Below are 13,577 nucleotides of genomic sequence, written 5' to 3' on the forward strand. Positions count from 1 at the left end.
TGTTTCTTTAATTAGCATTTAAGCGAATGATGGCAATGAGCGTTTGAACAGCTTTGGCCATTGATTCAACGGTAATGAATTCATATTGCCCATGAAAATTCTCGCCGCCTGTAAATAGATTAGGCGTGGGAATGCCCATGAAAGAAATCTTAGAACCATCTGTCCCGCCACGAAAAGGTGTGATAATTGGTTCAATGTCACAACTTTCCATTGCTTGGACGGCTAATTCCACAGGGGTCCAATCATTTTCGATGATTTCCTTCATATTATAGTATTGGTCTTGGAAAGTAATTGTTAGTCTGGGTTTATCCGCCAGCGCATTTAAACGTTGGACTTGTTTTTCCAAAAATTGCTTTCTCGCTTGAAAGTTTTCTCGATCATGATCCCGAATGATATAGACAAGTTCTGCTTTTTCAATACTTCCTGTAAATTTATTGAGTAAATAAAATCCTTCATTTCCACGTGTTTGTTCTGGCACTTCCTTTTGCGGCAGTGATTGATCAAGTTGTTCGCCTAATTTAATGGCATTTACTAACGAACCATAGGCCGTTCCCGGATGGACACTGGTTCCATCAATTGTTATCACAGCTTGGGCAGCGTTAAACGTTTCATACTCGAAATGCCCCACGCGGCCACTGTCAATCGTATACGCAAAAGCGACTGGGAAGTTCGGCGCATCAAATTGATCGGCGCCGCGTCCAATTTCTTCATCTGGACCAAAGGCGAGCCAAACATCCCCCCGCGCTACTTCTGGATGTGCCAAAAAATATTCAACAGCAGCTAAAATCTCGACAATTCCCGCTTTGTCATCTGCTCCTAAAAGTGTGGTTCCGTCTGTAGTAATCAACGTTTCCCCTTGATACTCTTTTAAATTGGGAAATTCAGCAACTGATAAAACGATGCCTTGTTCTTGATTCAAGAGGACATCTTGACCATCATAATTAGTGATGACTTGGGGACGGATGTTTTCTGCTGAAAAATCCGCCGTATCCAGATGTGCAATCAAGCCGATACTCTTCGCTGCAGGTTGGTTACCAGGCAACCGTGCCGTTAAAAAGCCGTTTTGTTCGTTATAATGCACATCGGCCAAGCCTAATTCATGAAGTTCTGTTTCAATCATTTTGGCTAAAACCACTTGACCGACCGTCGTCGGTGTGGTTTGACTATTGGCATCTGAACGGGTGTTAACTTTCACGTAAGTTAAAAATCGTTCGACTAATTTTTCCATTTTTTACTCCTTCTTCCTGAATCATTCTGTTAAATAAGCATTGCGCAAGTGGAAATAATCCCCATACAAGTGATAACTAATGCCTTTCAATTTAGGATTGATTAGATAATTTGAGGCACTTTGATACAGCGGTACTTGGGCAGCATCTTGGTTCAACAAGATGTCTTCCGCTTCTTTGTATTCTGCAAACTGTTTCTCTGGATTATTGGCATTAATCGTTCGTGCATCTTCTACTAGTTGGTCGTATTTGGCATTATGATAATTGCCATAATTGTAACTTGATTCTCCCGCATATAAGTTAAAGTAAGAGTCTAATTCACTACTGCCAGCAATCCATCCTGAAAGAGACAACTCATAATTTTTTTCACGTCGCGATTGGTTCACATTATTACTTGGTTGCGATGAAATGGTAATTTCTAAACCTGGCAGATTTTCTTGCAACTGACTTTGAACATATTCAGCAATTCGTTTTCCTTGATCTGTATCTGCCGCCAGCAATGAAAGTTTCACTTTTTTACCGACATCCGCTTGGGCTTTCGTCCATTCAGCTTGGGCTTTTTTGACGTCATTTTTCAAATATTCGCCACTGTAAGCACGGAAATCTTCATCTGTTTCTGGATTCGCATAAAGTTTACTTGGAATCAATCCGTTGAGGGGTTTTGACCCATCGTTTAAGACACTTTGTGTTAAGGCTTCTTTATCTATTGCTTGGCCAATCGCTTTTCGTAAATGAACATTCGCTAATGGCGTTCCTTCTTTTTTGTTGAAATCTAAGAAGTAGTTGGCCACATCTGGATGACTGACATAGCCTGGGTCCTCTTGATATTGTTGAACATATTGTCCGTTAATGCGAACTAAGTCTAGTTCATTCGCTTGATATAAGTTAATCCCAGTATTATCTTCTTTGATTGTGCTAACCGCAACTTCTTCCAGTTTCACTTGATCCGCATCATAGTATTCTGGATTTTTTTTCAATGTCCAAGTATCTGAAGTCGCATCCCAATTGGCTAGCGTAAATGGCCCACTATAAAGTAAATGTTCACTATCCAAGGCGTAATCTTTGCCTTGCGCTTCGACAAATTTTTGATTTTGTGGCGCTAACCAAGCAATCGAAACGACTGCTAAGAAGGAAGGTTGGGCCTGTTTTAATTCAACAATGAATTCTTTGTCATTAGGGGCTGAAATCCCTAATTCATCGACTGACTTTTCACCGTTGCGTATTTCAAAACTATTTTTAACACTGTCTAGTAAATAGGCATTCGGTCCAATCGTCGCTGGTGTCACCAGTTTTTTCCAAGAATAAACAAAATCTTGGGCCGTGATTGGCTCGCCGTTGCTCCACTTAATCCCCTCCCGCAAGGTAAAGTGGTACTTGCGCCCATCGTCACTAATCTTGACATCTTTAGCTAGAGCTGGCACCGTGGCACTATCATCATCAAACCGATAAAGGCCTTCAAATAAATGTTGTGCCATTGTAAAGGTATTTTTATCTGTTGTTTGTGTTGTATCCAATGTTGAGATTGGTGCAGGTGAACTAATACTGATTTTTTGTTCAGCTGCTAAATTTCCCGAATCTACTTTCTCTGCCGCTTCTTTGGTTCCGCCACATGCGGCTAAAAGAAACCCTGTTGCAATCAAACCTACTACTTTTTTCCCCAATTTCATGTTGTTGCCCCCTCATATTTTTTAAACAAATAAAAAAAGCATTCGTCCTAAAAAGGACGAATGCTTATGCAATCGCGGTACCACCTTTGTTGATCTCTTCGCTAAAAAAGATCCGCTCGTTTCCAGTACAATCATACTGTAGCGCTATAACAGGCGCACCTGAATTGGTTTAAGCAAACGGCTTCAACCAACCTGTTCAAAGGCCATTTTCCCCTTTAACGTCACTACCTCTTCTCACCAAACGAGGCTCTCTGCAAGCTATTTTAAAAAGTACTTTCCTTCTCATCACATTTTGTTCTTTTATTTGTTTCATCAATCATACTGATTTACGGATAGTTTAGCAAACATTTTCGAGGCCGTCAACCACATTTTTAATTTAAAACTTTTTTGTTTTTCATTAAGAAGGTCGGGACAGAAGTGTTTAGCTCCGAGAACTCTCAAGGACAAAACTGCGACGAGTCTTTGACGAGAAAGCAATAAGAAGAAATTTCCGAAAATTGTTCTTTAATTTTTGGAGAATTTCAGCTTATTTCCGAAGGAGTTGCTTTTGTTCCCGCCGTTTATCAGCTTTTAAGCCTAGGAAAAAAATCCAAAGTAATTTTTGTCCTAGGCTTTTTTTACTCTAATCCTTTTTTAACATCTTCTATCATCAAATGCATTGATTCTAATCCACCACCGCTTAGATACCAAACATCTGGTTGAAGCATAACGACTTTATCATTTTTACCAGCATCGGTTTTTTGAATCAATTCGTTTGCAGCGACGTTATCTTTTGAATCGTCACCACCAATTGCTTTAGTGCGATCTACCACAAAGAGAATCCCAGGATTTTTTTCTAAAACATATTCGTAAGAAACACTTTGCCCATGAGTGGAAGCTTCAATCTTATCGTCTGCTGCTTTGAAGCCAAATGTATCATGAATTAAACCGAAACGAGAGCCTTTTCCGTAAGCGGAAAGTTGTCCTTCGTTAACTAACACAACAAGCGCATTATTCGCGCTAGCTTCTGCTTGTTTTTTCACGTCAGCAATTTCTTTTTCTAAGCCAGTTATTTTTTCTTTAGCTATCTCTTCTTTACCAAAAATAGTGCCTAACGTTTCAATATTTTGTTTCGTTGATGCCCAAGGATTTTTGGCATCTACAGCTAAGTAAATGGTTGGCGCAATGGCTTTTAATTGTTCTTGATAATCTTGTTGACGACCAGAAATAATAATTAAGTCTGGTTTTAGTTGATTGATTTTTTCTAAATCTGGTTCTTTAATACCGCCTGCTGATTCAACTTTTTGGTATTTTTCCAAATACGCAGGAATATTTTTGGTTGGCGCACCTACCACGCGGTCACCAACACCTAGTGCGTCCATTGTATCCAAGGAACCATTATCAAAAACAACGACTTTCTTAGGATTTTTGGGAACGGTTAATTGACCATTGGTGTCTTTGACTGTGACTTCCGTTTTAGCTGCTGTTTCTGTTGTTGCAGAATCTGCTGTTTTTTTATTTGTTTGACAAGCACTTAACATTAACAGTCCCATCATTGAAACTGCCATCATTGCTAAAAATTTCTTTTTCATTCTTTTCCTCCAAAAACGTTATTTTTAAATTGCCCGATTTAGTGATAAAGACAAAAGCGTTTTCCTTCAATTTCACAAATCCGGATATTCATTTCATAAAGATCATTTAAAATACTTGTTTGAATAACTTCCTCTGTTGCGCCATGCGCATAGAGCTTTCCGCCTTTCATGGCGACAATTTCATCTGCATAGCTTGCGGCAAAATTAATATCATGTAGAACAATCAGAATCGTTTTTCCTAGTTCATCCACTAAGCGTTTAAGAATCTGCATCATTTGAACCGCATAATTCATGTCGAGGTTATTTAAGGGCTCATCTAATAAAATATAATCGGTATCTTGGGCTAAAATCATGGCAATATACGCCCTTTGTAATTGGCCCCCAGAAAGGGTATCAATGTATTCTTCCGCCATTTCAGTTAAGCCCAATTGTTCCAGTGCTTCTGTTACTTTTTCGTGGTCAGCGCTTTTTAAGCGACCTTTGGAATAAGGAAAACGACCAAAATTGACCAGTTCTCGCACAGTTAATTTAAGTTGTACACCGTTGGCTTGTTTTAAAAGGGCAATTTTTTGTGAAAAAGCCGATTGCTTCCAGGTTTTTACTTCTTGCTTGTCCAGATAAATTTCCCCGGTATCTTTGGGAATTAAGCGACTCATCATGGCTAGCAGCGTGCTTTTCCCAGCGCCATTTGGTCCAATAAAGGCCGTTAATTTGCCTTCAGAAATAGGTAAATCAATGTCTGAAACGACAAATTTATCGCCATATTTTTTTGATACATCACTCATCTGGATCATGTGCGTTGCTTCCTTTCTGCAATAATTTTCCATATAAAATAAACGCCCCCAACAAATTGAATCACCACACTTAGCGGGGTATTCAAATGAAAGACCTGTTCAACCATCAATTGACCGAACACCAGTAAAAAGACTGCTATTAAACTCCCTGCCACAAACAGTTCTCGGTGGCGATAGGTTTTCATGAATTGATAACTCATATTGGCCACGATAAAACCTAAAAATGTAATCGGTCCCACTAATGCTGTTGATAAGCCGACCAGACTACTGATCAAACACAACAACACTAATTGAAACTGATTCACAGCAATCCCCAAATTCTGGGCTTGATGGTTCCCTAAATGTAAAACGTCTAAACGGTAACTTTCCCGCCAAAGTATCCCACAAATTATGAGTACCGCCACACCAACGAAAACGAGATACTGACTATTGACGTTACCGAAACTGGCAAACAACTTTCCTTGGAGTAAGTCGTATTCGTTAGGATCCATAATCACTTGTAAAAACGTACTAATACTACTGAAAAAAGTACCTAAAATCATGCCAATCATCAATAATAAAAATAAATCGGATTGATTTTTGCGTAATAGAAAATACGATAAACTAGTACTTAAAAACACCATTAAAAAGACGTTCATCAAAAACGACCCAAGACTTACTTGACCTAACGCTTGTGCGCCTCCTAAAAGAAAAAATAACACCGTCTGCACAAAGACATACAAGGAATCCATCCCTAAAATGTTTGGCGTTAGGAAATGATTTTGCGTGACCGTTTGAAAACTAATAGTTGAAAAAGCCGCAGCGATTCCAACAAAAATAAAAGCCAATAACTTTTTGCCTCGTAACGCCAAAGCAAAGGACCAATTGCCATACGTGTTATAAGTTAAATAACAAAGGCTCACAATTACTACGGCAGCTAAAAGCAAAAGTAATGAAAGCCATTTTTTTAAAGGCCGTTTCATTGTTTGCGCCCCCTTAGTAATAATAAAATGAACAAAATGCTCCCTAATGTTCCGACAACCACGCTGACAGGAATTTCATAGGGGGCAATCAATACTCGTGCTAAAATATCACAGATTAACAAGAACAAACTCCCGCAAATCCCAGTTAACCACAAGGTATTTTTCATATGATCGCCATAACGTAAAGACACGAGATTAGGAATCACAACCCCTAAAAACGGAATATTCCCCACCATCAATAAAACGATGGCACTTGCTAAAGCAACCAGCGTCAAACCTAAAAACTGAATTCGCTGGTAATGGACGCCAAGACTATTTGCAAATGCTTCACCCATACCAACGACAGTGAAATGATAAGCAAATAAATAAATAACAAACCACAAAGGAATCATTAAGAATAACCATTCATAATTCCCTTTCATAACTGTGGAAAAATTTCCTTGTAACCAAGCAGACATATTTTGAACCAATTGGTATTGATAGGCAAAAAATGTGGCAATTGAGCCTAGAATGTTACCAAACATCACGCCCACCAAAGGGACCATCACTTGATTCTTACTTGGTAATAATCGAATGAGCGCTAAGAATAATAAGGTCCCGCTTAGCGCAAAAATAAAAGCAATTGCCGTTCGATAGAGAAACGGAGCTGTTGGGAAAAATAACATTGCGACTAAAATACCCAACCTTGCACTATCGGTTGTTCCAGCGACACTAGGAGCGACAAATTTATTTTGTGTGAGTTGCTGCATAATCAATCCAGAAATACTCATCGTACTACCAGCAATGATTAAACTCAACGTGCGGGGAACACGGGTGGTAAATAAAACAAATTGTTGCTGCGCATCTAATTGAAACAATTGAGAAAGTGCAATGTCCTTCACCCCTATCACTAATGACAATAAGCTGAAAAGTAATAGTAGAACAAACAAACCAATCTTTTTCATGAGAAAACTCCATTTTTATTTAATTGAGAATGATTCTCATTCTTAGTTACAGTGTATGAGAAAACCATCACAAATGCAACCACTTTTTTTCCTTTCTTAAAAACTTCTTCTCAAGCCGACTGACCAACGACTTATCTAAGATATGCTATAATGGAGGGAAATGTTAGGAAAGGAGTGTTACTGAATGGCGAATGATGACTTACAACAACGTCTGGATAAAGGAATGTACGGTACGCCCCTCGTTAATCCTGAAGAACAACACAAATATATGGGCACATTTCGTGAACGCTGCCGTCTCTCCATGACCGTCGCTGAAATGAAAGATGCACAGAACCAAAAACATTTATTAGAAGAATTAGCGAAGCATCCTGAAGTTACAGTACTTTTAAATGGCGAAATCTCTTCTGACTTGCAAAGTACCTATATTAAATTATTAAATCAGCATGGCGCAAACTTTAAGATTGTTAACAATTTTGTGGAGAACAACCCTGACTCTCTCGGCTTACTGTTAGCTGAAAAACATGCAGTCGATGAACCTGTGATTGACGTTACAGAAAAATATCCTCAAGCAACAGAAACGCCAAAAGAAGAGCCAACAGCTAAAAAAGGCTTTTGGCAAAAACTATTTCAATCATAAAAAGCTCAAGGAAAGTTATGAGCGCTTCCATTTATAATAGAATTATGCTATTATAAAGATGAAAAAGAGAGGTATGCGGGTACATACCTCTCCTTTTATACCAACACCAGTTATAAGAACTGGTGGCTTACTGAGTTAAGTTTTGAATCTTAACCGTTCGGCCTACGAAGCTTGTGAACGGTTATTTTTTATTGTTTTTCGTTGCTTCAAGGATACCGAAAATCAGTAGTGCAACAAACGCTGCAAAACTAATCATCAATTCCAATGCCGCTTCGATTGACAAAAAATGCTCCTTTCGTTAAAGTGCATCGGATACACATAGGCATCACCTGCCTCTCTAACTCAGAGCCACCGTCATACAACTTTCATTGGTAATAGTTTTAGTATAACCTATTGGGTTCACCAAGAAAACGTTTTTATAAAGAATACCGCCAAAAAATCTATTATGAATTTTTTGGCGGTATTCTTTTTTTATTGAACCACTTCTGGGTATAAAAGTTTTAAAACGTCCATTGTCAAGCGTCTACCCTGTCCAGCGTAAGGATACACATGCATGTGCATGGCTGGATTAAAGTTCGCTTCGATAATCCCGTACGTTAAGCTATCACGTGTGCCTTTTACGTCTTTGTCAGGAATGATTAAATCAATGCCACAAATTTTGACTCCTAAAGCAGCTACGGCCTCAATGGCGATTTGTTTATAACTATCATCAATGACATCGGTCATATCAATCGAATCCCCGCCCGTGCTAACATTAGAATTTTCTCGCAAGTACACGATTTGCTCTTTTTCTGGCACAGAATAAATAGTTAAACCTTGTTCTTTCAACATTAGTTTTTCTAAATCATTTAACTGGATTAACTCTAGTGGTGCACGGTGATTGGTCCCCCGCAATGGATCACTATTTTTAGCGGCCACCAATTCTTCTACAGTGTGTTTGCCATCTCCGGTAACATTGGCTGGCACGCGCAACATGATGGCTTTTACATCATTATCTAACACAAAGAACCGATATTCTGTTCCAGGTAAAAATTCTTCAATTAAAACTGCTGTGTCCTCTTTAAAAGCAATCCGTAACGCTTCCGTAAAGTCTTCCAACGAAGCGCCTTCTTTAAAAATGGTAATTCCTAAACCGTAATTCGTTGATTTTGGTTTCACGACAAACGCTTTATTGGCGTAGCGCAAATGTGCTTCTTGTGCCTCAATAAAAGATGAAAATTCTTCACCGCCAGGCACATGGAAACCTGCTGCAGACAAAATTTTCTTTGTCACGGTTTTGTTTTCCATAATCAATGGTACCACGTAGTTATCTTTGCTAGTCATGTTGGCATTTTTGACGTATTCAATGTGCTCGCCATGTTGCAGTTTCAAAAATTGCTCTTGTTCATCTAAAATTTCGATTTCCAAACCTTTTTGAATCGCATCAAATAAGAAAATTTGTGTGGATAATTCCATCTCACGGAAACCAGCTAATTGATAAGGGCGTTCAAAGGCCATACTTTGATATTGGTTTCCAAAAATATTTCCCAGTTCACTGTTGGAGTTTTCTTGAATAATCGTCCACATTTTGCCAGAAACGGTGTCTTGTGGATTCCGCAGTTGTTGATAATACTTACCGACAACTTCTTTGCCTTTGCGAATGCCTAGAGCATCTAACATATCAATCATTTCTGAAAAAATCCGATCGCCTTCTGCAATTAACTTAATCGTTTCATGAGGATGACCAAGAGCCACTTGTTCATTAAAAATATCGCCAGTTTTTACCCATTCATCCGCTTCTTCTTTTTCATCTGTCCACAATAAATACAACATAAAATAATGTAAGAAATCCACAGTATCTTCCACAATGCCTAAACGTGAAAAAGGATTTAAGTCTAAATTACGCAACTCGATATAGCGAATACCTGTTTTAGGCAGATCAGACATTTGTTTCCCACCACGTAAACGCACAGGCGCATAAAATTCTTTTTCTTCAGAAAGTAAACCATTTTCCACCATGCGATGAATATCTTCTAAATAGCGTTCCAATGAGGCATACGATACTTTCACATTGTCATGATTTCTGTAGCCATACGTACTATTCCGAATACTGCGAATAGGTTCTTGTGGTTGGTCGTCATAGACTCTAAAGTAGCCGTCTTCACTAACTGGTGAAGCCCCAAAAAGATACGTAATTAACCAGCGATAACGTAAAAAGTTACGGGCAACTTTCATGTATACTTTCGTTTTAAATTGTTTGCAATCTGTCACTTCAGATTGTTCATCATATAATTGCTGAATCAGGGCTTGGTCATATTCAAAATTAAAATGAATTCCGCTGACCATTTGTTTTCGTTTGCCATACTCTTTTGCCAAATAACGACGATATAACACCGCATCATATTGATCTAATTTAGCGATTTTAATCTCTTCATCTTTTGTTGGTAATCGTGGCGGCATACTTAATGGCCACAGCATTTCATCTTCTGGAATCGAACGACGAGCCACATCGTGAATGGCATCTAAAAAACGAAGCATTTCTGTGCCGCTATTTGCTACAGGCGTGATTAGTTCTAATTGTGTTTCACTAAAATCTGTTTGAATATATGGATGATAAGAACGGTTACCAAAAACCGTGGGATGATCAGTTGTCGCTAAAAGCCCTTCTCGTGTACTACGTTGGTTTTCTTTTTCTAAACCAAAACGAGCCATCAATACGTAAGGACGAACATTTTTCTTTTGCATTAATTCTCTATAATTCATCTTGTCGCCTTTCTTTCTACAAACTATCTGTTTCTCTTACTATTATATAGGAAAACGAGTAAATATGCTGTTTTTTTGAACGTTCACTTGGGAATTTTCGAGACACTTTTAGAGAGCGCCTTTTTCCGTTATACTGAAAACAACTAGTTTATAGAAAGTGGGGATTGCTCATGAAAAATCGTGCATTACTTTTAATTGACTTTCAAAAAGGCATCGAAAGTCCGACGCAGCAATTGTACCGTCTGCCAGCAGTGTTGGAAAAGGTCAATCAGCGTATTGCTGTCTACCGCCAACACCATGCGCCCATTATTTTTGTTCAACATGAAGAAACCGAATTAGCTTTTGGCTCAGACTCTTGGCAACTTTTTGAAAAACTGGATGCACAACCCACAGATTTTTTCATCCGCAAAACACATGCGAATGCCTTTTACCAAACAAATTTAAATGATTTATTGACGGAACACGACATTCAAACGTTAGAAATCGCTGGTGTCCAAACCGAGTTTTGTGTGGACACTACAATTCGGATGGCTCATGGTTTAGGCTATACGTGTTTGATGACACCGAAAACCACTTCCACCTTGGATAATGGACATTTAACCGCGGCACAAATTATCCAACATCATGAAGCTATTTGGGCTGGCCGCTTTTTGACTTTTTTGAGCCTGTGACAAAAATCACTTTGGATTTTTGTTCCGGGCTCAAAATCTGATAAACGGCGGGAACAGAACCAACTCCTTCGGAAATAAGCCGAAATTCTCGGAGCTAAACGGTTCTGTCCCGACCTCTTTTCCAAAAAATTGTTTGTTCACTATGTTTTCTTGTCGTATTTCATGTTAGTATAAGGAAAAAGTGTTCAGTTGATTAGTTGAAGATTTAGAGTGTGGGACATAAGTCGATTAGGCTTGTCTCTCATGTTCTGTCTTTTTTTATGTCATCATTCACTAAACTAATAAATAATTGGAGGTATTTTATGAACAAATTTTTTACAGCCCAACGTTTAAAAGACACCGCCTATGTAACAGTCGGTGCATTCATTTTGGCCATTTCAATCAATGCGGTCTTATTGCCAAATAAACTTGTCGCAGGCGGAGCCAATGGCATTAGTATTGTTATTAATTATGTTTTCGGGATTAGTCCCGCCATTGTTCTTTACGCCATCAATATTCCTCTTTTAGTGCTTTGTTTCCTACTTCTTGGGAAAGAGGTCGGTGTCAAAACCATTTATGGCAGTCTTATTTATCCATTTTTTGTAGGAATTACTTCGGGGATGCCTGTTTTAACACATAATATTTTTCTAGCAGCATTATTTGGCGGTATTATTACAGGTGCTGGCCTAGGCTTGGTTTTCCGTGGCAATGCTTCAACTGGTGGGACAGCAATCATTTCACAAATTGTCAATAAATACTTCAAAGTTTCCTTAGGTATTGCTATTTTATTCGTCGATGGTTTAGTCATTTTATCAGCAATGTATGCTTTTAATGCAGATATTGTGTTATTCTCTTTAATTTGTTTATTTACAATTGGTCGTGTCGTTGACATGATTCAAGTTGGTCTGGTTCGCTCGAAGAATGTGATGATTATTTCACCAAAATATGTTGCTATTCAAGAACGCTTATTACGTGAACTAGATAAAGGTGTGACCTTGGTGCCAATCGAAGGCGGTTATCGAAGCGCGAAAGGCATGCTCTTAATGACTGTCATTCGTGAAAAAGATTTTCCCCGCTTAAAAGAAGCCATTCTTGAGATTGATGAAGAAGCTTTTTTGATTTCAATGAGTGCGAGTGAAGTCTACGGAAAAGGATTTAGCTTGAAAAAAGTAGCTGATTCTTATGGTGTTGAAGCAACTAATGCCAATAATTTACAATAGTTTTTTGTAGGAAAAGAGCCGCAAAATCTGTAGAGATTTTGCGGCTCTTTTTACATCTTCATCCAGACAGGTTCTAAGCTATTGCCATCCAAATCTTGCACTTCTAAGCCATACATTTGCTCTTCTGGTATTCCCATATCAACTCGGTAACAGTTGCCTCCGTTAGCTTTGGCGGTTTCACCAAACTGTTTTACGGCTTCGGCACTCTCTAAACTAAAGGAAATTAATGCTCCACTGGTTGTTTGCGCATCAATAATTTGCTTTTCTTGGATAAATTTTCCATAAAAGTCATGGTTCAACAACATAATCCAAAATTGATCATCCCACATCATCGAACTAGCTTCCTCTGTTGAAAATTCCTCGTTCTTTTTGAATCCAAGTTTTTCATAAAATGCTGTAGAACGTTGGACATCCGCTACTGGGAAGTTAACAAAAACCATTGTGTCCATGTGATTCATCCCTTTCTTTTAATCATCTACGACAGCTAAGTGTGCGTTGCGACAAAATCAACAAGCTTGTTTGATTTATACTAGCATATTCATAAAAGAAATGTTACTAAAACGTTTTCTTAAGGTAATTCTCGATAAGCCAAGTGCTGAATGATTTCACTATGTTGTGGATAATCGTTTAACAATTCCGCTTGAGTAAATAACTCGAAATCTTCAAACTCAAAGCCTGGTGTAACCACACAACTGACTAACGCAAATCCTGTCGCTACTGTAGAGCCAAAGATTGTGCCGGCAGGAACTGAGAACGAAAGCTGTTGTCCTTGAACTAAGTCTTTCCCTAACTGAACAGCTTGATACGTTCCATCAGGAAAAATACAGTGAACGGTTAATGGCTGACCATCGTGAAAAAACCATAATTCATCCGCTTTTAAACGATGAAAATGTGACGGACTTTCTGTATTCAATAGAAACAAAATCGCTGTATGCAACGCCCGTTCGCCTCGTTTGGTCGGAATCAATTGTTCACTTTTATTGGTTTGTTTAAAATAACCGCCCTCCGGATGCGCTTCTAGTCCTAACTTCTCAATCCACATTTGTTCTGTCATCTTCTCCCTCACTCCTTCATTTTTTTCAGAAACAATTTAGGAAGAACTTAGAACATCCGTCCTAATCCTAAAATAAACGGCGGGACAGGAGTAGCTTCTTCATTCTTGAA

At 38.6% G+C, this 13,577-nt stretch carries 13 protein-coding genes and 1 other annotated feature; of the genes, 3 read left to right on the forward strand and 10 right to left on the reverse strand.

Annotated features, from left to right (window positions below; all coding sequences use genetic code 11):
• Positions 1–7 precede the first annotated feature (7 nt).
• The 6 genes from pepT to IGJ90_RS12835 all read right to left on the reverse strand — a co-directional run bounded on the left by pepT (position 8) and on the right by IGJ90_RS12835 (position 7,164).
• Positions 8–1,228 (reverse strand): peptidase T, encoded by a 1,221-nt coding sequence (pepT, locus tag IGJ90_RS12810; RefSeq protein ID WP_438768233.1) that lies wholly within the window; start codon positions 1,226–1,228, stop codon positions 8–10.
• Between the two features lie 21 nt (positions 1,229–1,249).
• Positions 1,250–2,893: a peptide ABC transporter substrate-binding protein gene (locus IGJ90_RS12815; RefSeq protein WP_002368425.1), complete on the reverse strand. Its 1,644-nt coding sequence runs from the start codon at positions 2,891–2,893 to the stop codon at positions 1,250–1,252.
• Between the two features lie 49 nt (positions 2,894–2,942).
• Positions 2,943–3,188, reverse strand: a binding site (T-box leader).
• Between the two features lie 322 nt (positions 3,189–3,510).
• Complete coding sequence (locus IGJ90_RS12820) at positions 3,511–4,464, reverse strand: siderophore ABC transporter substrate-binding protein (protein ID WP_002367413.1); 954 nt, start codon at positions 4,462–4,464, stop codon at positions 3,511–3,513.
• Positions 4,465–4,502: 38 nt separating this feature from the next.
• Positions 4,503–5,258 (reverse strand): iron ABC transporter ATP-binding protein, encoded by a 756-nt coding sequence (locus IGJ90_RS12825; RefSeq protein WP_002354962.1) that lies wholly within the window; start codon positions 5,256–5,258, stop codon positions 4,503–4,505.
• Positions 5,255–6,220: an iron chelate uptake ABC transporter family permease subunit gene (locus IGJ90_RS12830; protein ID WP_002367415.1), complete on the reverse strand. Its 966-nt coding sequence runs from the start codon at positions 6,218–6,220 to the stop codon at positions 5,255–5,257. Before IGJ90_RS12830 ends, IGJ90_RS12825 begins: the two co-directional genes overlap by 4 nt.
• Positions 6,217–7,164 (reverse strand): ABC transporter permease, encoded by a 948-nt coding sequence (locus IGJ90_RS12835; protein WP_002354960.1) that lies wholly within the window; start codon positions 7,162–7,164, stop codon positions 6,217–6,219. The genes IGJ90_RS12830 and IGJ90_RS12835 overlap by 4 nt, the downstream gene beginning before the upstream one ends.
• Before the next feature lie 184 nt (positions 7,165–7,348).
• Here IGJ90_RS12835 and IGJ90_RS12840 point away from each other — a divergent pair, with 184 nt between their 5' ends.
• Positions 7,349–7,801, forward strand: coding sequence for a YueI family protein (locus tag IGJ90_RS12840; RefSeq protein ID WP_010710887.1), 453 nt, complete (start codon positions 7,349–7,351; stop codon positions 7,799–7,801).
• A 181-nt stretch (positions 7,802–7,982) separates the two neighbouring features.
• On the opposite strand, the gene IGJ90_RS12845 is transcribed toward IGJ90_RS12840, so the two are convergent.
• Together IGJ90_RS12845 and gshAB are read right to left on the reverse strand one after the other, a co-directional pair.
• Positions 7,983–8,084, reverse strand: coding sequence for a putative holin-like toxin (locus tag IGJ90_RS12845; RefSeq protein ID WP_021164441.1), 102 nt, complete (start codon positions 8,082–8,084; stop codon positions 7,983–7,985).
• Positions 8,085–8,272: 188 nt separating this feature from the next.
• Positions 8,273–10,543 (reverse strand): bifunctional glutamate--cysteine ligase/glutathione synthetase, encoded by a 2,271-nt coding sequence (gshAB, locus tag IGJ90_RS12850; RefSeq protein ID WP_438768236.1) that lies wholly within the window; start codon positions 10,541–10,543, stop codon positions 8,273–8,275.
• 170 nt (positions 10,544–10,713) lie between these two features.
• Between gshAB and IGJ90_RS12855 the strand changes: the two genes are divergently transcribed.
• The gene (locus IGJ90_RS12855; protein ID WP_002372831.1) at positions 10,714–11,214 is read left to right on the forward strand and encodes a cysteine hydrolase family protein; all 501 of its coding nucleotides are present in this window, start codon (positions 10,714–10,716) and stop codon (positions 11,212–11,214) included.
• Between the two features lie 302 nt (positions 11,215–11,516).
• Positions 11,517–12,413: a YitT family protein gene (locus IGJ90_RS12860; RefSeq protein WP_002365354.1), complete on the forward strand. Its 897-nt coding sequence runs from the start codon at positions 11,517–11,519 to the stop codon at positions 12,411–12,413.
• Positions 12,414–12,463: 50 nt separating this feature from the next.
• On the opposite strand, the gene IGJ90_RS12865 is transcribed toward IGJ90_RS12860, so the two are convergent.
• On the reverse strand, positions 12,464–12,862 hold the full coding sequence (locus IGJ90_RS12865) for a VOC family protein (RefSeq protein WP_002367420.1): 399 nt from the start codon (positions 12,860–12,862) through the stop codon (positions 12,464–12,466).
• Positions 12,863–12,981: 119 nt separating this feature from the next.
• A complete protein-coding gene (locus IGJ90_RS12870; protein WP_002381091.1) occupies positions 12,982–13,467 on the reverse strand; it encodes a cupin domain-containing protein in 486 nt (161 codons plus the stop codon).
• Positions 13,468–13,577: the final 110 nt, after the last annotated feature.

Origin of the sequence: Enterococcus sp. AZ129 (assembly GCF_051714505.1) — a bacterium.
Taxonomy (GTDB): domain Bacteria; phylum Bacillota; class Bacilli; order Lactobacillales; family Enterococcaceae; genus Enterococcus; species Enterococcus faecalis.

Coding starts and splice junctions, on each gene's coding strand:
- pepT (WP_438768233.1), bottom strand. CDS start 1,228: ATGGAAAAATTAGTCGAACGATTTTTAACTTACGTGAAAGTTAACACC.
- IGJ90_RS12815 (WP_002368425.1), bottom strand. CDS start 2,893: ATGAAATTGGGGAAAAAAGTAGTAGGTTTGATTGCAACAGGGTTTCTT.
- IGJ90_RS12820 (WP_002367413.1), bottom strand. CDS start 4,464: ATGAAAAAGAAATTTTTAGCAATGATGGCAGTTTCAATGATGGGACTG.
- IGJ90_RS12825 (WP_002354962.1), bottom strand. CDS start 5,258: ATGATCCAGATGAGTGATGTATCAAAAAAATATGGCGATAAATTTGTC.
- IGJ90_RS12830 (WP_002367415.1), bottom strand. CDS start 6,220: ATGAAACGGCCTTTAAAAAAATGGCTTTCATTACTTTTGCTTTTAGCT.
- IGJ90_RS12835 (WP_002354960.1), bottom strand. CDS start 7,164: ATGAAAAAGATTGGTTTGTTTGTTCTACTATTACTTTTCAGCTTATTG.
- IGJ90_RS12840 (WP_010710887.1), top strand. CDS start 7,349: ATGGCGAATGATGACTTACAACAACGTCTGGATAAAGGAATGTACGGT.
- gshAB (WP_438768236.1), bottom strand. CDS start 10,543: ATGAATTATAGAGAATTAATGCAAAAGAAAAATGTTCGTCCTTACGTA.
- IGJ90_RS12855 (WP_002372831.1), top strand. CDS start 10,714: ATGAAAAATCGTGCATTACTTTTAATTGACTTTCAAAAAGGCATCGAA.
- IGJ90_RS12860 (WP_002365354.1), top strand. CDS start 11,517: ATGAACAAATTTTTTACAGCCCAACGTTTAAAAGACACCGCCTATGTA.
- IGJ90_RS12865 (WP_002367420.1), bottom strand. CDS start 12,862: ATGGACACAATGGTTTTTGTTAACTTCCCAGTAGCGGATGTCCAACGT.
- IGJ90_RS12870 (WP_002381091.1), bottom strand. CDS start 13,467: ATGACAGAACAAATGTGGATTGAGAAGTTAGGACTAGAAGCGCATCCG.